Origin of the sequence: Geomonas terrae (assembly GCF_004791675.1) — a bacterium.
Classification (GTDB): domain Bacteria; phylum Desulfobacterota; class Desulfuromonadia; order Geobacterales; family Geobacteraceae; genus Geomonas; species Geomonas edaphica.
The window spans coordinates 275,518-301,449 of the sequence record NZ_SRSC01000003.1 but is presented as its reverse complement, the minus strand read 5'-3'; the positions used below and the strand labels follow the sequence as shown (position 1 = coordinate 301,449).

Genomic DNA, 25,932 nt, shown 5'->3' with positions numbered 1-25,932 from the left:
AAGATTGAACATGCATATACTACCCCGAAAGACAAAAGCCACTGCCAAAAAAGGAATCCATCTCGCCTCGTTCCTTGGACGGCTCATCTGGCTCAGCGTTCTACCGCTTATCGTGCTGTCGCTTTGGCTCGCTGTGGACGCCCTGCGCTCCCGGCAGGCACAGGATCGACGTCAAGCGGGGATCATCGCGGGCAACTTCGCCACCGATCTAGACCAGTACCTCGCCGCGAGGACCGGGGCTCTGCAGATGCTGGCGAATTCCCCCCTGATCGACGACGAGGCGCGCTGGGGAGAGCTGTACCGGGAGGCACAGTCCTTCAACGGTTTTTTCGGCAGTCACGTCATTTTGGCCGGTGTGGGGCAGCCGATGCGGATGCTTTTCAACACGAGGCGCCCTTTCGGCAGAGAACTCCCCCCGCTCCCGGTGCCAAAGGGGCGGGCCGCAGCCCCCCTCGCCGCGGCCACAGGGAAGGCGGTGGTGGGGGATCTCTTCACCGGGCCGGTTAGCAAGACACCGCTTTGTTCCATCGCGGTGCCGGTGGTGCGAGAAGGGAAGGCGCGCTACGTGCTGCTCACGATTCTCGAGTCGAGCCAGCTGCAGCAACGCATCGACCAGCGCCTCCTCCCTGCGGGATGGGCCATCTCACTGCTGGACAGCCAGGGGCATGTCATCGCCCAGCGCAACTCGCCGCGCCACCAGGAAGTGCGTGCCGTAGACCGGGTGGAGGTACCGAGCACCGTTGCGCCATGGAAGGTATTGGTCGAGATACCTGCCGCCACCTACCAGCCACCCCTGGTAAAACTCGCCATCATGCTTGCACTGGGGCTCGTGGCGAGCACGCTGGTGGGGGTGCTGTGCGGGAGCCTGGCCGCGCGGAGGGTCGGCAGGGGGGTACGCAGCCTCGTGCATTGGGAACCGGAAGCGACCTGCGGAATCGTGGAAATCGAGGAGGCGCACGAGCTTTTGGAGCATGCCACTGCGGCGCGGCGGGAGAGCGAGGAGCGCCAGGAGCTTTTCATACGCCACGCCCCGGCTGCCCTTGCCATGTTCGACGCTCAGATGCGCTACCTGCACGTGAGCCAGCGCTGGCTCAGAGACTACGGCCTCGAAGGCGATGTGGTGGGAAGGTCTCATTACGAGATCTTTCCCGAGATACCGGAGCACTGGCGGGAGCTGCACCGCCGCGGGTTGAACGGAGAGGTGCTTCGTTCCGAGGGCGACCGCTTCGTTCGCGCCGACGGCGCCGCGCACTGGATAAAATGGGAGATCCGCCCCTGGCGTAAGGCCGACGGCGATATCGGCGGCATCGTGATCTTCTCGGAGGACATCACCGGCCTGAAACAAGCACAGGAGGAAATCCAGGCGCTAAACGAGGATCTGGAGATACGCGTCGAACAGCGCACCGCCGAGCTTAAAGCGGCGAACCAGGAACTCGATGCCTTCGCCTATGCGGTCTCCCACGATCTGCGCGCACCACTGCGCGCCATGATCGGCTTCAGCCAGGCGCTTCGGGAGGATTGCGCCGCGCAGCTCTCGGATGAGGGGCTCGATTACCTGCTGGAGATCAGCACAGCGGGATACCGGATGGGCGAACTGGTGGACGGGCTGCTCGTGCTCTCGCGCAGCCTGCGCGGCACCCTCGAGCGCCGGCCGATCGACGTGAGCGCGGTGGCGGAGCGACTCGTCAGGGAGCTGGAACGAGCGGAACCGGAACGTCAGGTGCAGTGGCAGGTGGAGGCGGGGCTCGAGGTGAGCGGCGACGAGCGCATGATCGAGGTGGTGCTCACCAACCTCCTTTCCAACGCATGGAAATACTCCGCCGGGGCGGAGCCTGCGCGCATAACGGTCCGCTCCGAGAAGCGCGACGACAAGCGTTTCATCTGCGTGGAGGACAACGGAGCCGGTTTCGACATGCGCCACTCCTCACGCCTTTTCAAACCGTTCCAGCGGCTGCACCGACAGGACGAGTTCCCCGGTCTCGGCATAGGGCTCGCGACGGTGCAGCGCATCATCAACCGCCACGGCGGCGCCATGGAGGCGGAGGGGGAACCGGGTAACGGGGCCTCGTTCCGCTTCTGGCTCCCCAACTGATAGGAGGCATGCATGGAGGATCACAAGACCATCCTGCTGGTGGAGGACAACCCGCAGGACGAGAAGCTCATCCTGCGCACCCTGCGCAGGATCAACCTGGCCAACGAGGTATTCGTGGTGCGTGACGGCCAGCAGGCCCTGGACTACCTGTTGCGGGAAGGCGACTTTTCCCAGCGCCAGGGGGGCAACCCCACGGTGGTGATGCTGGACGTGAACCTCCCCCGGGTGAGCGGCATCGAGGTGCTGGAGCGCCTGCGGCAGGACGAAAGGACGCACCTGCTCCCCATCGTCATGCTCACCTCCTCCGACGAGGAACAGGACCGGATGAGGAGCTACGCGGGGGGTGCGAACAGCTTCGTGCGCAAGCCGCTCGACTTCGCCCAGTTCGCCGAGACCGTGGCCCAGCTGGGGGTCTACTGGCTGGCCGTGAACCAGGCGCCCGGGAGACCCGAATGAACCTTCAGCTTCGCATCCTGGTCATCGAGGACAGTGCCGCCGACTTCAAGCTGATCAAGCGCCATCTGGAGGGACAGGGCTTCGACGCCTCCTTCACATGGATCGCCGAACGCGACCGACTGGAGCAGTGCCTCGGGGAGCCCTGGGACCTCGTACTCGCCGACTACAACGTCCCGCACATGGAGTTCGAGGAGACCCTCGAGGCGGTCAGGAGCCGCTCCCCGGAACTGCCGGTCATCCTGGTCTCCGGCAGCGTGGGGGAGGAGCAGGCCGTGGAGCTTTTGAAGCGGGGCATGTCCGACTTCGTGCACAAGGACAACCTCGCCCGCCTGGGCCCCTCCATCGCCCGGGCGCTCAAGGAGGCGGCCGAGCACCGGGGCCGGCTGCAGGCAGAGGCGTCCCTGCTTAAAAGCGAAAGCAAGTACCGCAGCATGTTCGACCACGCCCCGGTCGGGGTCGGCATCGCCGAACTGGAGAGCGGGCGCATGGTGGAGGTGAACGCGGCCTGGCTGGAGATCCTCGGTTTCGAGCATGACGAGGTGGTGGGGAAGACGGGGGCGGAACTCGGCATCTACCTGAACGGCGTGCAGCGTCCGGCCATCGTCTCGCATCTTAAGGAGAGGGGGCGCATCGTCAACCAGCCCCTGCGCCTGAGGAAAAAGTCGGGCGAGACGCTCGACCTGCTCTCTTCCGCGGAGGTCCTCGAGATAGGCTCGACATCCTACCTGCAGTTCATGCTGACCGACGTCACCGAAGAGATGAAGGTCAAGCGCGCCCTGGCGGCCTCCGAGGAGACGCTGCGCAAGCTCTACGTGGCGGTGAACCAAAGCCCCACAGCCATCGTCATCACCGACCGCTTCGGCACCGTGGAATTCGTCAACCCCCGCTTCTCGGAGATGACCGGGTACGGCGCGGACGAGATGGTGGGCAAGAACCCGCAACTGCTCTGGGAGAAACTCTGCCAGGGGGAGGTGTGGCGCGGCGATTTCTGCAACACCAGGAAGGACGGCACGGTGTACTGGGAGCACGACATCATCTCCCCGATCCGGAACCAGGAAGGGGAGATCACCCACTACATGGCCATCAAGGAGGACATCTCCGAAAAGCGGACCATGGAGGAGCAGTTGCGCCAGTCCCAGAAGATGGAGGCGGTCGGGCAACTGGCCGGCGGGGTGGCGCACGACTTCAACAACATCATGCAGGTGATCATGGGAAACGCCTACCTGCAGACGGTGGAGAACCAGTCCAGCGGCGTGGCCACGCAGCATCTGGACGAGATCGTGAAGGCGGTCGAGCACGGCTCTTCGCTCACGAAGAGCCTCCTTGTCTTCAGCCGAAAAACCCCGCTGGAGCTGACAAACTTCGACCTGAACGAACTGCTCGGGCAAAGCCGGAAGCTCGCCTCGAAGCTCGTCACCGAGGACATCGCCATCGAGCTCGAGCTGTGTCGCGAGCCGCTGCACATCCTAGCCGACGCGGGGCTCGTGCAGCAGATCGTCTTCAACCTGGTGACGAACGCCCGTGATGCCATTTCCGGACCGGGCAGGATCACCATCACGACGCAGTTGGTCGAGGCGCAGGGTATGCCGCTTCCCTGCGGCTGCACCGCGACAAGCGGCAGCTACGCGCTGCTGTCGGTGCGCGACACCGGACACGGCATCGCGGAGGAGATCAGGGGGCGGATCTTCGAACCGTTCTTCACGACGAAGGAGTTGGGGAAAGGAACGGGCCTCGGTCTTTCCATGATTTACGGCACGGTCCAGCGCATGAACGGCTTCATCGCCGTCACCGCGCCGCCGCAGGGAGGGACCGAATTCTTCATCTGTATTCCGCTCGCACAGACGCCGGAGGCGGCGCTCAACTCCACCTCCGGGAGCTACATGATCGGCAGCGGCGAACTGATCCTTGTGGTCGAGGACGAGGAGGCGGTCCGCGACGCCCTCATCCGCACCCTGGCGTCCTCGGGTTACCGTCCCGTCGCGGCGGGCAGCGGCGAGGAGGCATTGACCTTGGCACAGCGCAGTGCCGGGATCGCTCTCGCCCTCATCGACGTCATCCTCCCCGGCATCAACGGCATCGAGTGCGCGCAGGGGCTGAACGCCCTCTACCCGTCCCTGCCGGTGATCTATCTCACCGGCTACGACAACGACGTGCTGGCGGGCAGGGGGATCTCGGCCAACGTGCTGCAGAAGCCGATCCAGAGTTCCCGGCTGGTGCAGCGCATCAGCGAGATCTTGAAGGTACAGGCGGCGAGAAGGATTTGACACGAGGGTCAGGCAGGGGCATCCGGGATGCCAAGTTCGCGCATCTTCCGGTACAAGGTCTTGCGATCGATGTTGAGGGCGCGGGCGACGCGCGACTTGTTGCCGGCGTGATGCGCAAGGGCCTCGATGATGCGTTCCTTCATGGAGCGTCCCTCTCCGGCTGCGGCATGAAAAAGCGCCGGAAGATGCTCGGGAAGGATCATCCTCGTCGGGCACATGATGAAGGCATGCTCCAGGGCGTGCTCCAGCTCGCGCACGTTGCCGGGCCAAGGGTAGCGGGCAAGAAGGCGCAGCGTCTCCTCGGAGACGCCGCCTATGGCGCGCGCGAGTTTCGCGTTCAGCTTCCCCACGAAGTGCTCCACCAGAAGCGGCAGATCCTCCGGGCGCTCCCGTAACGGCGCCACGACAAGCTCCACAACCTTCAGGCGGTAGTATAGGTCCTGGCGGAACCTCCCCTCCTCAACGTCCCGCGCAAGGTCGCGGTTCGTCGCGGCGATGATACGGACGTCGACCTTGACCGGCGCCGCCCCCCCCACCTTGACGAGTTCCCGCTCCTGCAGCACCCGCAAAAGCTTCACCTGCATCTGCGGCGATATCTCGCCGATCTCGTCCAGGAAAAGTGTCCCGCCGTCGGCCTTCTCGAAGAGCCCGGCCTTGTCGCGCAGGGCGCCGGTGAAGGCACCCCGCACGTGCCCGAAAAGCTCGCTCTCCAAAAGCGTCTCGGTGAGGGCGGCACAGTTAACCTTTATGAAAGGGAGCCCCTGGCGCCCGCCGTTTTCGTGCAGCGCCGCGGCGATCAGCTCCTTGCCGGTACCGTTCTCGCCGCGGATCAGCACCGTGGAGGGGACTCCGGCCAGGCGGTCGATCATGGAGTAGAGCATCTGCATCGGTGCGCTCTTCCCGATCAGACCGGAAAAAGAGGTGCGCGGCTGCTGCCTTTTTTCCAGCCGGTAGAGGGGGGTCTCGTCCCGGACCACGATGACCGCGCCGTCCACCCGGCGCCCGGTGAGCCGACGCGGGGTGACCGACACGCTCACGTACCGGTCGCAACCGGCGCCCCCGCACTTGAAGTAGCGTGTCTCCACCGGCTTTTTAGTGTGGATGGCGGTCTCCAGGGCGCCCCGGCACTTCCTGTCGCACTTAAGGGGGAGGTCGTAGAAGGTGGTCCCCGCAGCGGACGCGTCCAACCCGCAGATCGCTGCGGCGGAGCTGTTGAAGTTCAGGACCTTCAGGTCCCGGTCCACCGAGATGATGGCGTCCTGGACGCTGGTGAAGATGGCCTCGAGGTCGCTGCGGGAACGCTCGTTTTCCTGCGTCACCCTCCTGAACTCCAGGGCGCGTCGTGCCACGTGGACGATCTGCTCCCTGTGCACCGGCTTCGAGATGTAGTCGAAGGCCCCGAGTCTCAGCGCCTCCGAGGCGCTTTCCACCATGGGGGAGCCCGTGATCATGACCACCGGGCAGGGGTTCTCCCGGCTGCTGACAAAGCGCAGCACATCGAGCCCCGAGCCGTTTGGCATGACGATGTCGGTCAAGACCAGGTCGTATTCGAAGGCGTTCAAAAGGGAGAGGGCTTCGCCGGGGTCGCCCGCCTGGGTCACGAAACAGCCGAGCTCCTCCAGGAACCTGGCGAGCGTCGTACGGATACCGGGCTCGTCATCGACAAGCAACACCTGTGCAGTCACATTGCCTCCGCGCCGCTCCAGCGGGCCCGCAGTAATCACAGCGGGGAGCCCGGCCTGGAGCCTACGTCAGGGTCTTCCGCACGTGGTGCGGTTGAAACACTCATCGGTAAGGGACGACGGCCACTTTAGCATCCTCTCAACCGTGGCGGTGAGAGGTCCGACGCAGGGGGGGGCGACCCGGGAAGCGGCTGTTCAAAGGTGCAGGGAAGGATACCGATGGACCAGAGCCGAAGTCTTCGCGGCCGGAGCGTGCATCCGCACCGCGGGCCAGAGTTCGGTGATGCCGTTGATGACGTACTGGACCGCAATGAAGGCGAGGACGAGGCCGATGATCCTGACCGCGACCTTCATCCCGAGGACGCCAAGGACGCGGGCGAGCTCGTCGGCCCAGTGCAGCAGCAGGTAGGCGCAGAAAAAGACGACGAAGGCACCGGCGGCAAAAAGGAGGATGGATAAGAGATCTGGAGCCTGGCTTGCAAAAACGAGACAGGTGACGATGGCTCCGGGGCCCGCCAGGAGCGGGATGGCGAGCGGGGTCACCGAAACGTCCTCCTTCTTCTCGGCGAGCCGTTCCTCGCTGCTGCTGGTCTGGGTCCCGGTGGGGTTACCGTAGAGGAGTTCGAGGGCGATCACGAAGAGCAGGAGCCCGCCGCTGATGAGGACCGCCGAGCGGCCGATGCCGAAGTAGTCGAGCAGGGCCGGCCCGGCGATGATGAAGAGGACGATGACGAAATAACCGATGAGGCAGCCGCGCCTGGCGATTGCCCGGCGCTCCCCCCTGTTGTGGTGGGAGGTGATGGCGAGAAAGATCGGGACCGCGGCCAGCGGATCTACGATGACGAAAAGCTGGACGATGAAGACCGCCAGCTGGTCCAGGCTGTGTTGCATCACTTTTTCCTGTCTGCCCTCCCCTTAAGGCCAAGGGAGGTGCGGGAGGGGATGATCATGCACCCCCGGAAGGGGTCACGCGCTGCGAGATGACGCGGTCGAGGGAGAACCTCCCGCCGCCGGCGATCACAAGGGCAAGGCAGATGCCGACGACCAGGATGTGGTACTCGAACCCCTCCCCGGCCTGTTTGCCCCCCCAGTTCATGAAGAAACCGTTGTGCAGATGAACGAGGGACGCCGCGACCGCGATCTCGCCCCCCATGACCAGAGCGGCAAGCCTCGTGAGCAGCCCGGCCACGAGCAGCAGCGGGCCCAAGAACTCGGCGAGGACGGCTAACAGCGCGAAAAGGTAGGGGATCCCCATGGTGTGGGTGAACATCTCCATGGTGCCGGAAAACCCCGGTCCGCCGAACCAGCCGAACACCTTCTGGGCACCGTGCGGGAAGATCACCACGGCAAGAAAGATCCTCAAAACGGTGAGACTAGACGTCGGTTCTGTCGCCAGAAGCTTCCTCAACATATGGCCTCCTTCGGGCCGGGCGCGGTGGATGGGGCACCCGCCCCCTCCCCTCAAGCCGGTGCAAACCAGCCAATGATATCAACGTGCCACACCTGCGCAAGCGCCGTTTACGGCAATTTCGACGCAGAACCGCCACCAGTGCGGTTTTCTCCGGCCGAAACTGTTGCTTTTTAATTTACAACACATAAATATTCACATATATTTCCATCGACAAAATGCGCTCTCAGGAGGAAACCATGGCACAAAACGCCTCGGCGTTCGAGGAAGCCCTGAAAAAACAGGGGATCGTCCTCGACAGGAACACCCACGAAGACAACACCGTGTTCGTCGTCCCCGAAAAAGTGGATGGGATCGGGGCGGTTTCCCTCATGGCGCTTTTCAATGACAGCGACCGCTATGTCACCCTTATCTGCTTTAAGTACCTCACCTTCCCGGAAGAGAAGAAACCGGCCGTGCTGGAGATGCTCAACACGCTGAACGCCGAGTACACCATGGTGAAGTTCGTCGAGACGGGCAACGCAGTATCGGTCCAGGTGGTGGTTCCCTTCCACGACAACTTCTCCAGCGAAGTAATCGTGGACATGATCGCCCTCGTGTTCCGGGCGATGCAGGAGGAACATCCCCGTCTCCTGAAGGTGCTGCAGTAGTGCAATGAAATGAGGTCCTATCTCCCCCGGAGGAACTGTTGATGGAGAAAGTATCCTTTGTTATCGACGACGCGGTTGCTTCGATCATCCGGGCGCCGCTTGTCACGCCGTTTCGCATCGCAACAGGCCAGCACGACGAGCTGGAAAACGTCTTTTTGAGGCTGTGCGCCGGTGACGGGACCTGCGGCTACGGCGAGGCGGCGGTAGCCACGCACATAACCGGCGAGACGGTAGCCGACACCCTGGACAGCCTGCAAAGCGCGGCGCACGCCCTGCGCGGCCGCAGGATCAGCGACCCCGTCGCGGTCTGCCGCGAGTTCGCCCCGGCCTTCGCCGGCAACCACGCCGGTCTTGCCGCGCTCGAGATGGCGGTTTTGGACCTGAGCGCCCGCCTGCAGGGTATCCCCTTCCACCGGCTCTTCACGCCGCTCGCCCAGAACGCGCCGGTCTTCTCCTTCGCTACGGACATAACCGTGGTGATCGGGACCGTCGAGCAGGCGCGGCAAACGGCGCTCGACTTCGCGCAGCGCGGTTTTAAGACCTTCAAGATCAAGGTCGGCGCCGACGAGAGTATCGACCTTCAAAGGGTGCTCGCTGTGCGGGAGGCGGCCCCCGGGTGCGAGATCGTCCTGGACGCCAACATGGGTTTCAACGCGACGCGCATGCTCGCCTTCCTGGAACGGCTCGACGCCGGAGGGGCCCGCCCGGCACTTCTTGAGCAGCCGGTCCCCAAAGAGGACTGGGAAGGGCTTTGCACGATAACGAAGGCGCTCGAGGGAAGCGACATCCTCGTCTGCGCCGATGAAAGCGTCGGTTCCGTCGCCGCGGCAAGACGCGCCATAGAGATGAACGCGGTGAGCGCCATCAACATAAAGTTCATGAAAAGCGGCATCCTGGACGGCGCCGAGATCGCCCGTCTCGCCGTGGAAAGCGGCAAGCGGCTCATGCTCGGGGCGATGATGGAGAGCTCGCTCGCCATCACCGCATCGGCCCACTTCGCGGCGGGGCTTGGCTGCATCGACTTCATCGACCTAGACACCACCTTCTTCCTGAGCGGCGAGATGGGTCACTCCCCCTACCTCGACGCAACCGGCCGGTTCGACCTGGAGGCCGCCGGCCCGGGGATCGGCGTGGAGCCCGAGTTCCCATGATCGAGAACCCGGTCCTCATCGTCGCGGTCCTCGTCGCCATCGAGGCGGTGATCCTCACCCTGTCGCGGCACGAGCGGACGGCACGCTTCTTCGACCTCCTTCCGGCGGTGTTCTGGATCTACTTCATCCCGATGCTTTCGGCCACCTTCGGCCTCATCGCGACGAAGAGCCCGGTCTACGGCCTCATCACCACCTGGCTGTTGCCGGCAAGCCTCGTTCTGCTCCTTTTGCCGGTGGACATCGGCGCCATCCTGCGCCTGGGGCCGATCGCCCTTGCCATGTTCTTCATCGGCGCCGCCGGCATCATGGCGGGAGCCGTCCTCTCCTTCTCGCTCTTTCGCCCCCTCATCGGTGCGCAGTTCTGGTCCGGCTTCGGCGCCCTTTCCGCCTCCTGGACCGGGGGGAGCGCCAACATGATCGCGGTGAAGGAGGCGCTTGCCGTCCCCGATGCCGTCTTCGCCCCGATGGTGATCGTGGACACCGTGGTCCCCTATCTCTGGATGGGCTTCATGATCGCCATCGTCGGGCTGCAGCCCGCCTTTGACCGCTGGAACCGCTCCGAACGCGGCATCCTGGAACACCTGGGCGAGCAGGCGGCGCAGCATCTTGCCTCGAGCGGCGGGCGCCGCACCGTCGGAGGGGTCGTCCTCTCCCTCGCGGTGGCGCTTACCGGGGGATGGGGAGCGCACATGATCGCTGAACTGCTCCCTAAGGTTCAGGACGTGATCACCTCTTACACCTGGACCATCATCGTGGTCACCCTATTCGGCATAGCGCTCTCCTTTTCGCCGCTTCGCAAGCTTGAGCGCGCCGGCGCCTCACGCACCGGCTACGACCTCCTCTACTTCGTGCTGACCGCCATCGGCGCCAAGGCCTCGGTGGCCAGCGTCGGCTCGGCACTCGTCCTCATCGCCGCCGGACTTTTGATCGTCGCGGTGCACGCCGTGTTCCTCGTGGTGGGGGCGCGGTTGCTGAAAGCCCCCATGTTCCTCGTCGCCGCCGCAAGCCAGGCAAACGTGGGAGGGGTCGCCTCCGCCCCCGTGGTCGCCGAGGTGTACCATCCCGGGCTCGCCTCGGTCGGATTGCTCCTCGCCATCCTCGGCAACATCGTCGGTACCTGGCTAGGCATTTTGTGCGCGCAGATGTGCAGGAGGCTCGCACCATGAACCTGCGCCGACTGAAACTGGCACTTTGCACGGGGGAGATGGCCTGCGTCATCGCGTCCCTGGCCGCGGCAAGGGCGGCCGACATTGCCATGAACAAAAGCGGCGTCGGCGACCTGGACCGTTTCGCCTTCTGGAACAGCATCGTGGGGCTGGGCGTCATGCTGTTCTTCCTGCTTTGGGTCGCCGCGGTGCTGCTGGCCGTTTTCAGCAGACAGCGCGAATTTTACGCGTCTAAACGGGAGTACTGGATAAACCTCGTGCCGGACGTGATACTGCCGCCGCTGGTGATGCTTGCCGGTTGGGCGGCCGTCTTCATGCTGTTGTGAATGGAGGATTGACAGGCGGGATGATCAAGCTAGTGGCGGTGATATGCGCGGCATGCGCGCTGCTCTTACTTGGGGCGGCGCCTTCCGAGGCCGTCTGGCCGATGTACCACGAGCCATCCTTCGACGGGAAGGTGATCGACATCGCGACCGGAAAGCCCATCGAGGGGGCCGTGGTGGTCGCCGTGTACAACAAACGTGCGCTGGGAGCGAGCAAGGGGCAGTCGTCATCGGTGATCAACGTGAAAGAGGTGCTCACCGACCGGGAGGGAAAGTTCCACATCCCCTCCTACACCACGGTTCTCGCCCTGCCGTTCACCCAGAGCGACCGAACCACCTTCCTGATCTACAAGCCGGGATACGCGAGCGTCACCCTTCCGCTCAAAAGCCTGTTCACCGGCCGGACGAAATCGGAAAAGGAGCTCTCTCCCTGGGACGATCCCGTTTTAAGCGGGAAGTACAAGATCAGGCTCTTCCCTTCCGGCGTCGTCGGGCTTCCCAAGCTGGAAACGAAGGACGAGCGGCTGAGAAACATGCCATCACTTCCCGACAAGTTGGATCACCTGGGGAGGCAGAAAAAGCTCACCAGGCTGATCAACGAGGAGAAACGCGAACTGGGGGAACCGGAGATCGATCCATACCAGATGCGCAGCATCCTGCTCAACGAGGTGAAAAGAGAGAAGTGATAAAGGCGGGGCCGCTGTCATAGCGCCATTTGTTCCTTCTGCAGGACTTACAAAGAGTTTCACTCGCTTGTCCCGTCACTATCAGGTAGAATGTTTTCGGCCTTATGACAGGAGGTGATGGCATGATTTCAGCGTTAGCGGCGTACAAGGCGATGATTCTGGGTTCCACCACCGACACCGGTTCAGCCAAGCCTTCCCCTAAGAAAGACGGCGGCGCGAACGCCACCGCCGATGCCGATCAGGTCAACATCTCCACCTCTCAGGATGTCTTCACCGCGGTAGACAACTTCTTCAATCTCGGTGCATCGAACCGTTTCGACGCCTTCCACAAACTCTCCCCAAACGACAAGGAGCAGTTCGTCCAGATCGTCGCCGACCTCGCGAAGTCCGGCTACATGGGATACGAGGAACTCGTGGTGAACAAGAAAGTGGAACGTCACGACCTGGAAAACAAGATCGGCGATGACCGCATCCGAGGCGCCAGGGTCTACGACCGCGCAAAGGACACCCACCGCGGCTAGTCGATAGCATCCCAGCTCCAAAGTTGCGCTCCCACGAGGCACCGCCCGAGCCCAGGCGTCCTCCCTATGAAAGGATGTAAGGGGAATTCCGGCGGACTACGGCTGTCCACGAAGCTCTGCCCGAGCCCAGCGTCCCCCCCTTTGCGAAGGGGGGACAGGGGGGATTTGCCTTTGGCTGGCCGCCTAAGGGGACAGGCACCTGCGGAGCCAGTCTCCTCCCCCACTTTCAGGAGATGTCATGCCAGACCAGAAAATAAAGGTTTACCTCGCCTCCCCGCTTGGCTTCAGCCGCGAGAACACCCCCTACCGCGAACGGATCAAGGAGCGCCTGAGAGCGCTTAACTGCGAGATCTTCGACCCGTGGGAGCAAGAGGAGGTGGCAAAACGGATCGAGGCAGCGCTCTCCATCGAGGAAGGACCGCGCCGCGCGGCCGCCATCAAGGAGGCGGCCTCCTTCACCGGGGGTGTGAACGCGCAGGGTCTGAAGGGGGCCGACCTGGTGCTTGCGGTTCTCGATGGGACCGAACCGGACAGCGGGACCGTCGCCGAGGTGGGTTACGGCGCGGGGATCGGAAAGCGGTGCTTCGGCCTGCGCACCGACTTCAGGGACTGCGGTGATTTCCCGGGCGTGCCGCTCAACCTGCAGGTGATCTATTTCATCGAGGAAAGCGGCGGCCGGCTCTTCCGCAGCATCGAGGAGATCGAGCTGCACCCCTCCTAAGTCGGTACGTCCCCCTCTCCTCCGGGAGAGGGCCGGGGTGAGGGCGTTGCGATAACAGACACGTTGGTGTCAGTCGTAATCGGCTCCCGGCGGGTTTCATATTGACAGCGGCGGGCGTTGCGGCTAGTTTTGCCCGATCATGAACGACACCGATATTAATGGCGAAGAGCTCGCCGCACAGTACGCACCACCCCGACACCGGCACACCCTGCAGGTCCTCACCTGTTGCCTAATCGGCTTCATCTGCTTTCTGGGCGCCTACATGCGCATCCCGGTGCTGCCGCTTTTAGCCAGCGGCATCGGCGCCGGCACCACGGAAATCGGCCTCATCAACGCCGCCTTCATGCTCTCGGCCGGCATCCTCGCCGTTCCCGCCGGGCTCTTGTCGGACCGCATCGGCATCCGACCGGTGCTGCTCACCGGGCTCGCCCTCATGAGCTGCTCGTCCCTTCTCATCCCCTTCTGCGGCACCCCCCTTCTGCTCGGCGCCATCTACCTCGTCTTCGGCATGGGGCTTTCAGCCTTCACCCCGACCATGATGTCGTCGGTGGCAAAGGTGGTCCCGCGCTCCCACGTCGGTCGCGCCTACAGCTGGTACACCACCGCGGTCTACCTTGCCATGACCATAGGTCCGGCGAGCGGCGGCTGGTTCGGCCGCATCATCGGCATTCGGGAGGTCTTCTTCGTGTCGGGGGGATTGATCCTGCTCGCGCTGGCGGCGGTCCTCTTCTTCCGCCCGGGCCAAGGGGAGGAACACCACGCCCACGCCGACGAGCACCCGGAACACCTCTCCGGCGTCTTCTCGAACCGCAGGCTCATGGCCGCCCTCGTAGGGACCCTCGGGGGGTGCTTCGGCTTCGGCATGTTCATTTCCTTTCTCCCGCTGCACGCCCGCGCCCAGGGGCTCAACGTTGGGGAGATCGGCATCGTTTTCGCTGCCCAGGCCCTCATGAACGTGCTGCTACGCATCCCGTTCGGCCGTCTGAGCGACCGGGTCGACCGCGGCCTCATGTCCGGCACCGGCCTCATCGTCTGCGCCGTCGCCGTCATGCTCACCGGTCCCGCCCAAGGGATGGCCGCGCTCATCGCCTGCGCCTGCCTCCTCGGGGCAGGCATGGGGGTCTGCTTCACCGCACTCAGCTCGCTCGTCGTGGTGGTCACCCCTCCAAAACAGCGCGGGCTGGGCCTGGGTCTCTACAACAGCTGCGTCTACCTCGGCATGATGCTCAGTTCTGCAACCATGGGGATAGTGATCAAGAGAACCAGCTTTTCCTTCGGCTTCATGGTGACCGGCGCCGCGACCTTCGTGATGGCGCTCCTTTTCTTCTGCCTGTACCGCACCGTCGTCTCCGCTCCGGAAAAAACTGGGGCGGCCCGATAATCACCCGGACCGCCCCTTCTTGCCACACCGTTACGTGACGTACTCCCCTTCTCATTCCGCCGAGCCGCGCTATTTCCCTAGCACTACCTTACCCTGGGCAAGCCTGTCGGCTTCGGCCGCGCTAATCAACTTGGCGCAAAAGATGTCCGCCTCCTTGAAGGAGCCGGCGGCCTTGGCGGGGTAATCGTCCACCTGCGCCGGGTTGATGCTGAGATAGATCCACATCTCCTTTACGGTGGCGAGCTTGACCAGGTAGGTGTCCCACTCCTTCACCCGGACCACCGACTGGATCGTGGGAATCGCCTTGAAAACGGCCTCTCCCTTGCCTGACGAAGCCGATGGCTGCTGCGCGTTTGCCAGCGCCGTTACCAGGCCGACCGCTTCGAGCTCCGGGCTCTTTTCCCACGCAAGTCGTAGCGCCTGTTTCTTCCCTTTCCCCGCGCCATTCTCCTTGTCCTGCAACGGTACTGCCGATGCGCCCACCACAGCAGGCTTGGCAGGCTGGGCCGGCAGGGGCTCCGCAGCCGGCTTACCCGTTTGCGGCACGCTCTCCGCTGCGGGCGCCGGCGTTCCACCGGTCGTCATCGTCCCTTTCTGCAATGCTCCGCCGACGGGGAAGGGAAGCCCGTTTACCACCGGGCTCGCGGCCGACGGCCCCGCCCCGTTCACCTTCATCTTCGCCAGGATGTCCGCCTGGGTCGCCAGGGTGATGCCGCCGCTGATCATGCCGTACCCTCCGAGGAAGGGGTGGGGCTTCGATTGAAGCAGGGAGAGGCACTCGGTGCGACGCCCCAGTTTCTCCTTGTCGAGAAACGGGAGGGAAACCGCGCCCTGAAGCCGCTCTACGTCCCGGCTCCACTGCTCGAAGTCGATGTCCCGCCGCACCGGAAGGTCAAGGAGGAAATCGAGCTGGTGCAGGCCGCTCACCTTGAGCATCAGGATGATGCAGCTCCACTTCTGGATCTGGTTCAGCCTGTGATATGCGGGCTCGTAGTCGGCGAAGGCATCGTAATGCCGGTCCCACCATCCGAGAAACTCCTTGCTCTGGTAGTTCGGGGCGGTCTCCTCCTTGCCCGGCGTCAGCATATTCGAGGAGGCGGCGTAGACCCTGGTCGCCGTCGGCTGGAACAGGGTCTTGTTCCCGTACACCTCGAAGGCGTCCTGCTTGAGGCCGAACCAGAGCCTCGTGTTGGCCGCCCGGCCGTACCCCTGCCAGTAGAGTTTCGGAATCAGGATCTCCGTCATGGGGCGGAACCCCTTGATAGCGAGTTTCGGCGAGCTCCCCGCGTAGTCCATGGCCCACATCTTGGCAAGGAGGTCGGTGTAAAAGAGCATCATGCCGGCCTGCGTCCCCTGCAGGTTCCCGTCGTAGCGCGCCTTCTGGTAGGTGTGGTACTGCTGGATGCTGTAAATGGCTGAGAAGACGCGCATGTCCGCGTCGCTCCCCGATGCCGAAAGGGCACGCAAGAGCGCCACGAGAGGGGCATCGCTCCTCGTCATCCTGACGCGCTGCGCGACGGTGCCGAGGTCCGAGGCGGAGGCACCGACAAAGCCCGGGTTCCGCATGAGCGGCGAGGTTCGGACGAACTCTTCCAAATCGGAGGCGAACGCGCCGTAGTCCATGTCGAGGTCGAGGGAGAAGCCGATTTTGGCGGGGCTCCCCGGTGCGATGTAGGCCTGGTAGAGCGCAGCGATCTCTTCCACCGTCACCGCGCGGCGCGCGTCGTGCCCGTAGGAGCGTGCGCCTATGAGCAGGGCGCCCGGGCCCCACTGCACCATGACCACGTCGTCGGCGTTCTTGAGAAACTTCCTGAGCTCGGGAAGGTTGGAAACGGAGGCGGTGCTGTAACCGTACTCGGCGGTAAAGACGGCGGCGGTATCGAGGCTCTTCTCGAAGGAGATGTCAAGGCTCGATGCCCCATCGGGAAGCGCGTAGGTGAAGACGGAGATCTTCTCGGGGAGGACGTTGCTCTTCGCGTAGCGTTTGTCGATGAGGGAGCCGATGAGCGGCTTGTCACCGCGTTTCTCCCTGGGTATGAGTACCGCCCACTCCTTGTCGGAGACCGCGAACACCCTTCCCTTCGACACCTCCCCCGGGGCGGTTTCGTTGAGCGACGGGTGGCGGATGGGGATCTCTTCCCCCGTCGATACGCCGAGCTCGTTTTTCAGGCCGTAAGCTGCCCAGTCGCGCACCTGCTCGTCCTTTTCGTCCGTGCTCAGCGTGCCGAGGAAGGAAACAAGGCTCGAGATGTCGACGGAGACGTTTGCCGGGTGGGCGGCAACGGCCTGGGTGTTGAGGTCTGAGACCAGCAGGAAGGCGACTAGGGTCACGCAGGTGAGAAAGACTCTGAGGAACAACGGGCATCCGGTAGTGCGGGGCGGGAAACGGTGCATAGCATCTCCTGACAATAACAACTCATGTGCCGCCGATTTTTATCGCACTATATAGATATCCCCCTTTTATGTCAAAGCCACTTTTCCCGTGCGGCGGTCCATCGGGGCGGCGCGCACTGTCACCCGCGTCTTTTGCGGCTCCCTGAGTTCCTCGCGCAGAATGAACTCAAGTTCGCTACCTCCGCACCATACCATCCCCCAGGCGTGCACGTTGCCGATTTGCACGGAGGCGTTCCTGATGACCTGTCCGCGTTTCAGACTGACACGGGCAGGGTTCAGGCTTGCACGCGCGCGTTTATAATTCCCATGCCCGCGTTGTAAGTTAGTACGTCCATGTTGAAAGTTTCCATGAGCATGTTTCAAGTTAGTATGTCCACGTTGCAAGTTTTCACGGACGCGTTTTAAGTTAATACCTCCGCATTGCTGGTTTCCACGACGGCATTTCAAGCTGGTACGTTCGCATTGCAAGTTTCCACAACCGTGTGGAGACTTGGTTTGTCCGCGTTGCAAACTACAACGGGCGCGTTTCAGGTTAGCACGCGGACGTTGCAATTTTGTACCGACCCGCGTGAGGCGGGGCCCGCCGCCTCACGCCCAACCGCCCTGTTTCCACTACCAACCCACGACGAGTTCACCGCCAGAGTATGGCCGCGCAGGTAGTAGTCCTCCCTGGAGAAGTATCCTCCGGCGTGCCCGGCGCTCATACCTTGTGAGATGGACATCATGGCTTTTAACCTCTGCGAACGGATGGGTCCTGACTGGGTCGTGCCTTACCCCCCAGGACCTTTCAGAGGATGTTACAACCACCTAATTCTTCAGCCCAAAAGAAGAATATTTACATTGATCACAACTAACCGTGCATGTTAACCTGCCGACAGCATTTGTGCCCGATGCCGGAGGCACTCAGGACTATAAGGGGCCTGCTGTATTAGAGACGAAGCGGCCTTCTCCAACATGGAAGTTGCTTATATAGGTAGCCGAGGGATGTTACCTGTATAAGGAACAAGTTACTTATATAGGTAACCAGCACCCTATATAGGCAACTTTTCTAACCGGTCAATAACGAGTTTGACAGGAAAGAAAGATGAACTCCTTAGACGTTATAGAACAAATAAAGAAAGCGTTTCGAGATGTGACCCTTGAGGATGGAGTAGGCATCCTCGAGAGTGACGCAATAGATGGCTGCGTGAGTGACAAGAGAAGAGAACAGTCCAGAAAAAACGATTATAGGCAGAACTGGGAGACGATCCCTGAGGAAGTAATAGCAGAAAATTATTCGGCCCTCTGCTTTATGGACCCAAAAGGATTGCGGTTCAATTTGCCTGCTTACATGGTCTTCGCCCTCAAAAACTTCAACACAAGCTCTTCTGCGTCGGTTGACGCCGCCATTTATGCTTTGCAGAAGGAGCCAGAAGAGTTGGAAGATGTTTGGAAAATATTTACCGAGAGTCAAAGAGAGGCAATTGCAGCCTTTCTGAAGTTTATGATTATAGAGGCCGGTGAAAAGTGCGTTGATTCGTGGCAGGCGTCACTTGCCTATGAAAAGGCATGGGCCAAATACGATAAGCAATGAACGCTTCCAACCTGTCAGGTGGAGTCGGACTCCGCGGGTCGGTAACAGGTCAAAAATGTTTGTAGAAGCGTTGCCGCTCCGCCGCTCACCTGCCCGCCCGTTGGACGACAAAAATACGAATGTAACGGTGAGACAGTGGGCCTGTTTGTCTTAATTCTTGTAGTTGTGGTGCTTGTCATCGGTACCCTTTGGTGGTGCGAGAAAAAGGTGCCTTCCGGACAAATCACCTGCGGCCTGGGGCTGTGGGACATCTCCAGGCGTGAATTTGATGCATTACTTAACAATCGGAAATTTTCTGCACTCGGGTCTTGGGTTAACACTCCCCACCTTTCCCAGTTCTTTGCTGGCGCGGTAAACGGTATAAATACGTGCGTCTTCAGTATTTCTAGGAGCCGTTACTCGCCTATCACTCTTGGCGTTCTGCTGACATCGCTGAATCTAGCGATCCCTAACTTCACCTTTAGACCTAAAACGTTGACGGAAGAGGTTGGAGACATGCTCGGGATCGGCGACCATGAGGCTTCGTTTCCCCAATCACTTCTGGATATAGTACGAGATATTTTCTGAAGATGAGGGAACTTTCGCGGCTATGCTGAGACCCGAGGCCGCTACATTTTTCTTGCAGCATGAGGGCATGTCAGCTGAATACCAGGATGGAGCATTGTTGGTTACACCATGGTTGGTCAGCAATGACCAAAGCTATGAACCAGCAGTCCAGCTAGCCCATGCTTTAGCTAAATTACTTGGACAATCGGGATAGCAGCGATTCCCAACAAGAACGGGTGGAGACAGACTGCGCGAGACAAGGACAGAGGGGACAGTGGTAAGTTGTGTTAAGTAGTTTACGATGACGAGTTGCCAACCAAGCGGGTGGACCAGGTCCCCGCAAGGTGATCCTGAAGTTGGAAAAACGGTATTTTGTCGTCATAAAAATATAGAAAATATTTCTATACGTCAAACAGTCGAAATAAACCGGCTAATTGAATTCCATCTTGTAGTAAAGGTCCGCGCCGGACTCGGAGCCGCTCTGGGTCTCGATCTGCAGACGCTTGAAGATGTCGTAGCGCAGCCGGAAAAGGTTCTGGCCGGTGATGAGGGAGCGACCGTAACTCAGGTAGAGCTTGGGGGTGAGATACTTGCCGACGGTGAAGAGTGACTCGCCGACGGTGGGCTGCTTCACGCCGCCCGGGGTGGTGGGGAGTTCCTTGTACCCCATGCGGCCGGTAGTCGATGTGTCGACCCGCTCGAGACCTATCGTGCTCAGCCCGAGGCGGTCCTTGATCTGCTCCTGCAGCGACTCGGATTTACCCAATGAGAAGAGCGAGGCGGCGGCGGTGGCGAGCATCCCCCCCTGCTCGCCGCTCTCGCCCATCGGATGACCGAGCACCATGTACGCCAGAATGTCCACCTCGGGCATGGTCGGCTCGGAGTAGAGCTTGACCACCGGGGTCTTCAGGCTGCCGCCGACGGTGACGCCGGCCTTGACGTCGCCTACCGTACGCAGGGCGAGGACGTCGAGGGTCGGACGGGTCACCGGGTCGTTCACGTAGTAGAGCCTGCCGCGCACAATCTGCAGGTCCATGCCGTAGGCACGGTAACGCCCCTCCACCACCTTGATCTCGCCGGAACTCTGGATGTCGTCGATCCCGTTCAAGACGAGATCCATGCTCCCGCCGAGCCGGGCGTCGATCCCGGAGGCCTCCACCCGCACCTTGTCCCCGAGCGTCACCTTCACGCGCCCCTCGAGGTGCAACGGGAACGCGGCCTGCTTCGCCTGGGGCAACGCCCCCTCGAAGACGACGTCCTCGCTCGGGGTAACCGTCTTCTGCACCGGTGGGCCGCTCACGAGCATCTCCGGAATGCCGATCTCACCGGCCAAGGTGGCGCGGGTCCCGGTTCCCTCGAAGGTGAGCTGCGGCGAGGTGTACATGGTGAGCTCTGGAAGGTAGACGGTCTGGAAGCGCTGACCGCTCAGGGTCCCCTGGAAGTCACGCACCTCCCATCCAGCAAGCCGCGCCTTCAGGTTGCCGACCAGCTCGCCGCCGCCGGAGACGGCGCGCAGCCGCTCGATGAGGAACATGTCCTTTTCCAGGCGCGCAGAGAGCTCGACCCCGGTCAGGGTGATCCCGGCACTCGGGAGGTAGGCACCGGCATCGGAGAGGTGAAGGGTCCCCTGCACGGTCGGATCGCCCCAGACGCCTCCCACTTTCAGATCGGCGTCGATGAGGCCGCGGCTCTCCTGCACCAGGCCGGGGAAAAGGGCAGTGAGGAAGCCGTGCTCACGCAGCTTTCCGGCGAAGCTCCCGCTCACCGCGCCGCTTTGATCGGGGGTAACCGGGAGTCTGGCGGGCACAGGGAGCCGGAACTCCCCTTTCCCCTGGCCGTATTCGGCAAGGGCGAGATCGAGGGCGCCGGTGAGGGCGTCGCCGCGCCAGTCGAAGGTGAAACGGGCGGTGCGGATGCCGGCGCTCGCCGCACCGTTTGTCCCCTGCCAGGTGGCGCTTCCCTGGGTGAAGAGGGCCTCGCCTGCCGCCTCCAGGCGCCTTCCCGGGAGCAGCCTTCCTTTCGCGTTCCCGTCCAGTTCACCCTGCAGTTCGAGCGCTCCGGGAAGCCATGGGCGCAAAAGGGCCGGCTTGATGCCGCTCCACTGAACGGTGACGTCGCCGGTCTCCGGGAGTGCGGTGCCGGCGGGGGACGGCGAGGAGAGCGCCGCGGTGAGGCTCCCCCCGGTGTCGAGCCAGAGCTGCGCCTCCCCCTTCGTCCCGCTTTTGTCCGCATCGACGGCGATGGTGAACTGGCTGCCGATCAGCTTCTCCCCTTCCGAGCGGTACTCACCGGTCGCCTCGGCACGGCCGTGCAGGACGAGCTCACCTCCCCGTTTCCCTGCGGCGGCTGCGTTCAGCCAGCGGAAGGAGAGGCCGGCCCGGTCGATCGAGGCATCGAACTGGTCCCCCTTGTCGCGCCACTTAAAGGCCCCGCCGGTGAGCGCGGTGTTTCCCTCGACGTCCAGCTTCCCGCCCGGCAGCAGCCGCCCGTGCGCCTCGGCGTTCAGACGGCCGTCCAGGGTCGTTTCCGTCGCGAGGAAGGGACGCAAAAGCGCCAGGTCCAGGTTCGTCAGCAAAAGCGAGATCTCGCCCCGGTCGGGAAGCGCGAGTCGTGCGGGGCGGTCGGAACGGAAACCGAGACGGGCGGTGCCGCCCCCCTTCTCCAGCGCGAGATCGACGGCGGCGGCGATGCCGCTTCTCCCGCCGTCCAAGGTCGCCTGGAGGCGCTCGAAGGCCACCCTTTTCCCTTCCCTTGCGAAGGATCCCGCGGCCTCGGCCCTCGCGGTGACGGTGAGTCCCCCCGCCGGAGATAGGGCGAGCTCCAGGTTCCCGGAACTCTCGCCGGCCACCTCCCCCCCGGCGAGCCACGCGTTGGCGCGGGCGAGGTTCAGGCGCTCCCAGACGCCGACGAGCTTGCCGGAACGGTCGCGGCCCATGCTTCCGGAGAGCTCGACGCGCTCGCCGGGGGCGCCGTTTAAGACAAGCGGCGTGGTGCTGAAGCGCCCGTTCCCGACGACTAAGTGTGCCGGTGCAGCTAGGGCGAAGGGGCCGACGCCGTCGTTTCCGGTAAGGCGCGCGAGCTCGCCGCGCCACGTACCGTCGGCGTAGCCGCCGGAGGCCAGGAAATCGGCGGTGGCGCCCCGGGAGGCAAGGCGCGCCTCCAGGGTGTGCCGCGCCTCGGTCCCTGCGAGGGCGAAGCTTGCCGTGTCGATACGCACCCCCGCGGCGGAGAGCGCCGACGCCGTCCCGGATAGCTTCACCGGATGTTCCTTCCCCTCGTCCAGCGTGGCGGAGAGCTGCACAGCCCCGGCAGTGGCGCCCCCTGCGGCGAGGTTCCGCCCGGTCCCCTCCGCCGCACCGGAGAGCATCCCATCGCGCCAACGCAGCCAGCCGTCGGTCTTGAGCGCCCCAGCGCTTCCCGGCAACAGCGAGGAGATGTCACTCACGTCGGCGGCAAAATCGAAGCGCCGGTCGACCTCGCCGTGGCCTGAGAACCGGAAGCCCCGCCCGGCGAGAAGGAGGCGTTTGACGGCAAGGCGCGCCCCCTGAAAGCCCCCTTCCAGCTCGCCGGAGAGCTCGCGCCCCTTGAGCCTGCTTTGTAAGAGGTGCGCCTGGAGCGCCCCGGATACGGGACCGTCGCCCGCCTGACCGATAGAGCCGGTTATGTCGAGATTGACCTTGCCGTCCCACTCCGCGGCAAGGCGCGAGGGATCGAGACCGCGCCCGGAAAGGTTCCCCGCCACCTTCCACCCGCGGCTCCAGTCCACATCGAGCGCGCCGCGCACGCTTCCTTCCAGCCAGTTGCCGGAAAGGGGCGCTAAGCGCACGCCGCTCTTGCCGCCGCGGTAGTTTGCCGCTAGTCCCATGTTCTCCCAGCCGGTCCCCTTGTTGGAGAGCGCGAAGGTGCCGGCATAGGCGGAGGGGGTCCCGGAAAAGCTGAGCGTGCCGTTCAAAACGGAGGGGCGGTCGAGCTCCTTCGAGAGGTCGAGATGGTCGGCGGCAAGCGCCAGGGCGAAGAGTGGTTCCGAGGCGGTGAGGGTCATGCTCCCGTTGCCGGTGAGGGTCCCCGGGCGCCCGGGACGGACGAGGCGCAGCGACCTGAAGTTGAAGCCGGTACCGGTGACGCCCAGCTCTGCATTCACCTCCAGGCGGCGCGTCCCTCCCCTTTTCCCCTCGAGTTCCACCGGTCCGGCAAGTTGCTCGGGCGCGCGACCGGGAACAAGGCGCGCCTTGACCGAAACGGCGTCGAGGTCGGCCACGGGGGTTGCCGGGGCGAGTTGCAGGTCGAGCCTCAAAGACGGCTGCCGCAGCCCCGCCTCGACAAAGCCGGTCGCCTTGCCGTTTTCCAGGGAGAGGCTCCCCGCCGAGAGGGTCAAAAGGCCGTCCTTCAGGGTCATCCCCGCGGCAAGCTCTTTGAGCACGAACGGCTCACTCTGCAGGTGGCGGTAGCGCACCCCCTTTACCGAGATGCGCTCCACGCGGGCGTCCAGGCGGCGCAAAATGGCACTCGGCTGCGGCCAGGAGAGATCGGGGGCCTTGGCGGAAAGCGGGGTGTCGTCCTGGATGCGCACCGAGGATACACCTATATCGTGCACCAAAAGCTCACCACGGAAGAGTTGCTCAGGCTCCCAGGAAAGCTCTAAACGCTCCACCTCGACGACTAGGTTCCGACGGGAGAGGCGCAGTCCTTTGACGAGGAGCCGGTCGCGAAGGCGCCCCTCCACCTTTTGCACGCTCGCCTTCCCCCCGATCCCGGCGATGGTGACCAGGGCGAAACGCGCCCCGGAACTGGTGTAGACGAGCCAGGCCGCCCCGCCGGCTAAAAGCAGGGAAAGGCCGACCGCAGGGGCCGCTATGTAGAGTGCGACGCGCTTCAAAACTCGAACCCCACGGTGAAATGGATGCGGAAAAGACGGGAGTCGTTCAAGGGCTTCGCAAAGTAAAGGTTCAGCCCCCCCACCGGCGTGTAGTAGTGCGCACCTATCCCCGCCCCCTGGTGCAGGTCCATGCGCGCGTAGTCGTTGAAGGCGTTACCAATGTCATGGAACAGGGAGACGCCCCAGTTTTTGTACAGCGCACGCTCCACCTCCATGCTCCCGACCAGGAGGTGCTTGCCACCCACCACCTTGCCCGATGAGTCCTTGGGACCGAGGCTCTGGTAGGCGTAGCCGCGCACGCTCTGGTCGCCGCCGGCGAAGAAGCGGATCGAGGGGGGAAGCTCGGCGAAGGGGTCGTTGAGGACGCTGTAGCCCACGTTGCCCCGGGCGTGGAAGGTGAGACGCCAGGGGAGCGGGACCAGGACGCTCCCGTTGCCGATGAACTGGGCAAGGCCTACGTCGGAGCCGAAATAGGGGTGCGCCCCGCGCACATCGAAGGAGAGTCGGTAGCCTATGGTCGGGCGGATCATGTCGTTGAAGCGCTCCTTGGAGAAGCGAAAGCCCGGGAGCACCAGGCGGGAGCGCGAGTCCGCCGTGCCGACGGTATAAAACTCCTCCTGGAACTTCACGTAAACCGTCGCGAGCTCGCCGCGCCCGAGGCCGAAGGTGCGGTCGAGTTCCAACGAGGCGAGGCGGCTTTGGTAGGTGGAGACGTCCTCCTGCTGCAGGTTTAGCTGTATCGCGCTCGAGCTGCGATGGTCGGTCTCGTCCGGCATGGTGTAGCGGCCGGCAAAGCCCTGCAGCCTCTCGGCGACGTAGATGCTGAGATCGAGGTCGTTTCCTTCGTGGGCGAGGTTCAGGTCGCGGTAGCGCACCGAGAAGCGGCCGCCAGTATCGGTGCCGTAGCCGACGCCGGGGCGCAGGGTGCGGCGCGGCGCCGCGGTGAGCCGGATGAGCACCGGCACCTTCTGATCCTTCGCCTCCTCGCGCTGCGGCGTCACCACCACCTGGCGGAAGCGCTCGGAGTTGGCGAAGTTCAACTGGGTCTCCCCGAGTTTCGCGTAGGAGAAGGGGTCTCCCTCCTTGAAGGCGACGAAGCGCTTTAAAAAGACCTGCGGATAGTCGGGGGCTCCCTCGATGCGCACGCCGTCGAAGCGGTAGCGCACGCCGGTTTCCATGGTGAGCAAGACGCGGGCCGTGGCGAGGTCGGGGGAGATGCGGATCTCGTGGTGGGAAAAGGAGGCGTCCAGGTAACCCAGCGTCTGCGCCTGCGACTGCAGGGCTCCCTTCCCCCGCTCGTAGTCGGGCTGGGACAGCACCTCGCCCCGGCGCACCGGGAAGGAGGTGACCAGATGGGCGAGCGCCTTTTCCTTGCTTCCGCTCCCCTCGAGCCTTACCTCGACCTCGGCCACACGCACCGGCTCGCCGGGCTCCACCGTCACCGCCAGGACGCTTTTCTCTTTACCCCCCCCCTGCACCGCGGCGGTCACCCGGGCGCGGTAGTAGCCGTAGGGCTGCAGCGCCACCCGCGCCTTTTCCGGCGCCTGGCGCGCGAAACGCTCGAGCCAGAGCCGGTCCACCTTCCCCTCGCGCACGAGACCGTGCGGCAGGGCAAGCGCCTGGCGCACGTTTTCCAGCGCGTCCCCCTCGACGCCGGAGATCTCCACCTCGACGGGCTCGGCGGCGCGCGCGGGCGCGGCCTGGGTGAGGCTCCAGGAGAAAGCGAGGGCAAGCACGAGGTATGTGGGAAGGGGTCTCTGCATGTGACACCACGTCATAGGTCTGCGCCGGCGGCTACTGGGGCCGCGAGGCGCTGACATAGATGGGAGGCGGCTAACCTTAGGATTTTGGACCCATGAAGTTTACCATGTAAATCTGCGCTGTTGTCCTTGAAGACGTTTTTCCGGAAGCGCGGCTGCGGCATGGGGTGAAATGAGGTGACAGCGACGGCAAACGCTGTGACTGCCCACGGGTCTTCCCGCCGGGATAAGTACCATCACAACACGACTTAGCCGCTCTTACGGCGAAGGCTCGATGCTTCC

19 protein-coding genes are annotated in these 25,932 nt (G+C 63.4%); 13 read left to right on the top strand and 6 right to left on the bottom strand.

Annotation, left to right across the window (positions count from 1 at the left end; all coding sequences use genetic code 11):
* The first annotated feature begins 10 nt into the window (after window positions 1-10).
* From E4633_RS13085 to E4633_RS13075, 3 genes are read left to right on the top strand one after another with little or no spacing between them, the layout of a single operon-like run.
* A complete protein-coding gene (locus E4633_RS13085; RefSeq protein ID WP_135870719.1) occupies window positions 11-2,092 on the top strand; it encodes a sensor histidine kinase in 2,082 nt (693 codons plus the stop codon).
* A gap of 12 nt (window positions 2,093-2,104) precedes the next feature.
* Complete coding sequence (locus E4633_RS13080; RefSeq protein ID WP_135870717.1) at window positions 2,105-2,548, top strand: response regulator; 444 nt, start codon at window positions 2,105-2,107, stop codon at window positions 2,546-2,548.
* Window positions 2,545-4,812: a hybrid sensor histidine kinase/response regulator gene (locus E4633_RS13075; protein WP_135870715.1), complete on the top strand. Its 2,268-nt coding sequence runs from the start codon at window positions 2,545-2,547 to the stop codon at window positions 4,810-4,812. The genes E4633_RS13080 and E4633_RS13075 overlap by 4 nt, the downstream gene beginning before the upstream one ends.
* Before the next feature lie 8 nt (window positions 4,813-4,820).
* Here the strand turns inward: E4633_RS13075 and E4633_RS13070 are convergent, their stop codons facing one another.
* From E4633_RS13070 to E4633_RS13060, 3 genes are all read right to left on the bottom strand, one after another.
* Window positions 4,821-6,497: a sigma 54-interacting transcriptional regulator gene (locus tag E4633_RS13070; protein ID WP_135870713.1), complete on the bottom strand. Its 1,677-nt coding sequence runs from the start codon at window positions 6,495-6,497 to the stop codon at window positions 4,821-4,823.
* 192 nt (window positions 6,498-6,689) lie between these two features.
* On the bottom strand, window positions 6,690-7,385 hold the full coding sequence (locus E4633_RS13065) for a MarC family protein (RefSeq protein ID WP_246038111.1): 696 nt from the start codon (window positions 7,383-7,385) through the stop codon (window positions 6,690-6,692).
* A gap of 55 nt (window positions 7,386-7,440) precedes the next feature.
* Window positions 7,441-7,905 carry a DoxX family protein gene (locus E4633_RS13060; RefSeq protein ID WP_135870709.1) on the bottom strand — a complete coding sequence of 155 codons (465 nt, stop codon included), beginning with the start codon at window positions 7,903-7,905 and terminating at the stop codon, window positions 7,441-7,443.
* A gap of 236 nt (window positions 7,906-8,141) precedes the next feature.
* On the opposite strand from E4633_RS13060, the gene E4633_RS13055 reads away from it, so the two are divergent.
* From E4633_RS13055 to E4633_RS13020, 8 genes are all read left to right on the top strand, one after another.
* Window positions 8,142-8,552: a YbjN domain-containing protein gene (locus tag E4633_RS13055; RefSeq protein WP_162604642.1), complete on the top strand. Its 411-nt coding sequence runs from the start codon at window positions 8,142-8,144 to the stop codon at window positions 8,550-8,552.
* A 41-nt stretch (window positions 8,553-8,593) separates the two neighbouring features.
* The gene (locus E4633_RS13050) at window positions 8,594-9,703 is read left to right on the top strand and encodes a dipeptide epimerase (protein ID WP_135871594.1); all 1,110 of its coding nucleotides are present in this window, start codon (window positions 8,594-8,596) and stop codon (window positions 9,701-9,703) included.
* On the top strand, window positions 9,700-10,869 hold the full coding sequence (locus E4633_RS13045; protein ID WP_135870705.1) for a DUF819 family protein: 1,170 nt from the start codon (window positions 9,700-9,702) through the stop codon (window positions 10,867-10,869). Before E4633_RS13050 ends, E4633_RS13045 begins: the two co-directional genes overlap by 4 nt.
* Entirely contained in the window at window positions 10,866-11,195 is a 330-nt protein-coding gene (locus tag E4633_RS13040; protein WP_135870703.1) for a hypothetical protein, read from the top strand. Before E4633_RS13045 ends, E4633_RS13040 begins: the two co-directional genes overlap by 4 nt.
* Window positions 11,196-11,215: 20 nt before the next feature.
* Window positions 11,216-11,878 (top strand): carboxypeptidase-like regulatory domain-containing protein, encoded by a 663-nt coding sequence (locus E4633_RS13035; protein ID WP_135870701.1) that lies wholly within the window; start codon window positions 11,216-11,218, stop codon window positions 11,876-11,878.
* Window positions 11,879-12,000: 122 nt separating this feature from the next.
* A complete protein-coding gene (locus tag E4633_RS13030) occupies window positions 12,001-12,399 on the top strand; it encodes a hypothetical protein (protein WP_135870699.1) in 399 nt (132 codons plus the stop codon).
* 238 nt (window positions 12,400-12,637) lie between these two features.
* Complete coding sequence (locus E4633_RS13025) at window positions 12,638-13,120, top strand: nucleoside 2-deoxyribosyltransferase (RefSeq protein ID WP_135870698.1); 483 nt, start codon at window positions 12,638-12,640, stop codon at window positions 13,118-13,120.
* A gap of 139 nt (window positions 13,121-13,259) precedes the next feature.
* Window positions 13,260-14,501 (top strand): MFS transporter, encoded by a 1,242-nt coding sequence (locus tag E4633_RS13020; protein ID WP_135870697.1) that lies wholly within the window; start codon window positions 13,260-13,262, stop codon window positions 14,499-14,501.
* 69 nt (window positions 14,502-14,570) lie between these two features.
* Here E4633_RS13020 and E4633_RS13015 read toward each other — a convergent pair whose 3' ends face one another.
* Window positions 14,571-16,859 carry a hypothetical protein gene (locus E4633_RS13015; protein WP_135870696.1) on the bottom strand — a complete coding sequence of 763 codons (2,289 nt, stop codon included), beginning with the start codon at window positions 16,857-16,859 and terminating at the stop codon, window positions 14,571-14,573.
* Window positions 16,860-17,979: 1,120 nt separating this feature from the next.
* Between E4633_RS13015 and E4633_RS13010 the strand changes: the two genes are divergently transcribed.
* Window positions 17,980-18,468, top strand: coding sequence for a DUF6714 family protein (locus E4633_RS13010; RefSeq protein ID WP_135870695.1), 489 nt, complete (start codon window positions 17,980-17,982; stop codon window positions 18,466-18,468).
* Between the two features lie 135 nt (window positions 18,469-18,603).
* Window positions 18,604-19,035: a hypothetical protein gene (locus E4633_RS13005; protein WP_135870694.1), complete on the top strand. Its 432-nt coding sequence runs from the start codon at window positions 18,604-18,606 to the stop codon at window positions 19,033-19,035.
* Between the two features lie 409 nt (window positions 19,036-19,444).
* Here the strand turns inward: E4633_RS13005 and E4633_RS13000 are convergent, their stop codons facing one another.
* On the bottom strand, window positions 19,445-23,890 hold the full coding sequence (locus tag E4633_RS13000; RefSeq protein WP_135870693.1) for a translocation/assembly module TamB domain-containing protein: 4,446 nt from the start codon (window positions 23,888-23,890) through the stop codon (window positions 19,445-19,447).
* On the bottom strand, window positions 23,887-25,653 hold the full coding sequence (locus tag E4633_RS12995) for an autotransporter assembly complex protein TamA (RefSeq protein ID WP_246038109.1): 1,767 nt from the start codon (window positions 25,651-25,653) through the stop codon (window positions 23,887-23,889). Before E4633_RS12995 ends, E4633_RS13000 begins: the two co-directional genes overlap by 4 nt.
* Between the last annotated feature and the right edge of the window lie 279 nt (window positions 25,654-25,932).

Bases quoted from the DNA above. Each gene is read 5' to 3' on its own strand.
- E4633_RS13085 (WP_135870719.1), top strand. From the start codon at position 11: ATGCATATACTACCCCGAAAGACAAAAGCCACTGCCAAAAAAGGAATC.
- E4633_RS13080 (WP_135870717.1), top strand. From the start codon at position 2,105: ATGGAGGATCACAAGACCATCCTGCTGGTGGAGGACAACCCGCAGGAC.
- E4633_RS13075 (WP_135870715.1), top strand. From the start codon at position 2,545: ATGAACCTTCAGCTTCGCATCCTGGTCATCGAGGACAGTGCCGCCGAC.
- E4633_RS13065 (WP_246038111.1), bottom strand. From the start codon at position 7,385: ATGCAACACAGCCTGGACCAGCTGGCGGTCTTCATCGTCCAGCTTTTC.
- E4633_RS13060 (WP_135870709.1), bottom strand. From the start codon at position 7,905: ATGTTGAGGAAGCTTCTGGCGACAGAACCGACGTCTAGTCTCACCGTT.
- E4633_RS13055 (WP_162604642.1), top strand. From the start codon at position 8,142: ATGGCACAAAACGCCTCGGCGTTCGAGGAAGCCCTGAAAAAACAGGGG.
- E4633_RS13050 (WP_135871594.1), top strand. From the start codon at position 8,594: ATGGAGAAAGTATCCTTTGTTATCGACGACGCGGTTGCTTCGATCATC.
- E4633_RS13045 (WP_135870705.1), top strand. From the start codon at position 9,700: ATGATCGAGAACCCGGTCCTCATCGTCGCGGTCCTCGTCGCCATCGAG.
- E4633_RS13040 (WP_135870703.1), top strand. From the start codon at position 10,866: ATGAACCTGCGCCGACTGAAACTGGCACTTTGCACGGGGGAGATGGCC.
- E4633_RS13035 (WP_135870701.1), top strand. From the start codon at position 11,216: ATGATCAAGCTAGTGGCGGTGATATGCGCGGCATGCGCGCTGCTCTTA.
- E4633_RS13030 (WP_135870699.1), top strand. From the start codon at position 12,001: ATGATTTCAGCGTTAGCGGCGTACAAGGCGATGATTCTGGGTTCCACC.
- E4633_RS13025 (WP_135870698.1), top strand. From the start codon at position 12,638: ATGCCAGACCAGAAAATAAAGGTTTACCTCGCCTCCCCGCTTGGCTTC.
- E4633_RS13020 (WP_135870697.1), top strand. From the start codon at position 13,260: ATGAACGACACCGATATTAATGGCGAAGAGCTCGCCGCACAGTACGCA.
- E4633_RS13010 (WP_135870695.1), top strand. From the start codon at position 17,980: ATGAACTCCTTAGACGTTATAGAACAAATAAAGAAAGCGTTTCGAGAT.
- E4633_RS12995 (WP_246038109.1), bottom strand. From the start codon at position 25,653: ATGCAGAGACCCCTTCCCACATACCTCGTGCTTGCCCTCGCTTTCTCC.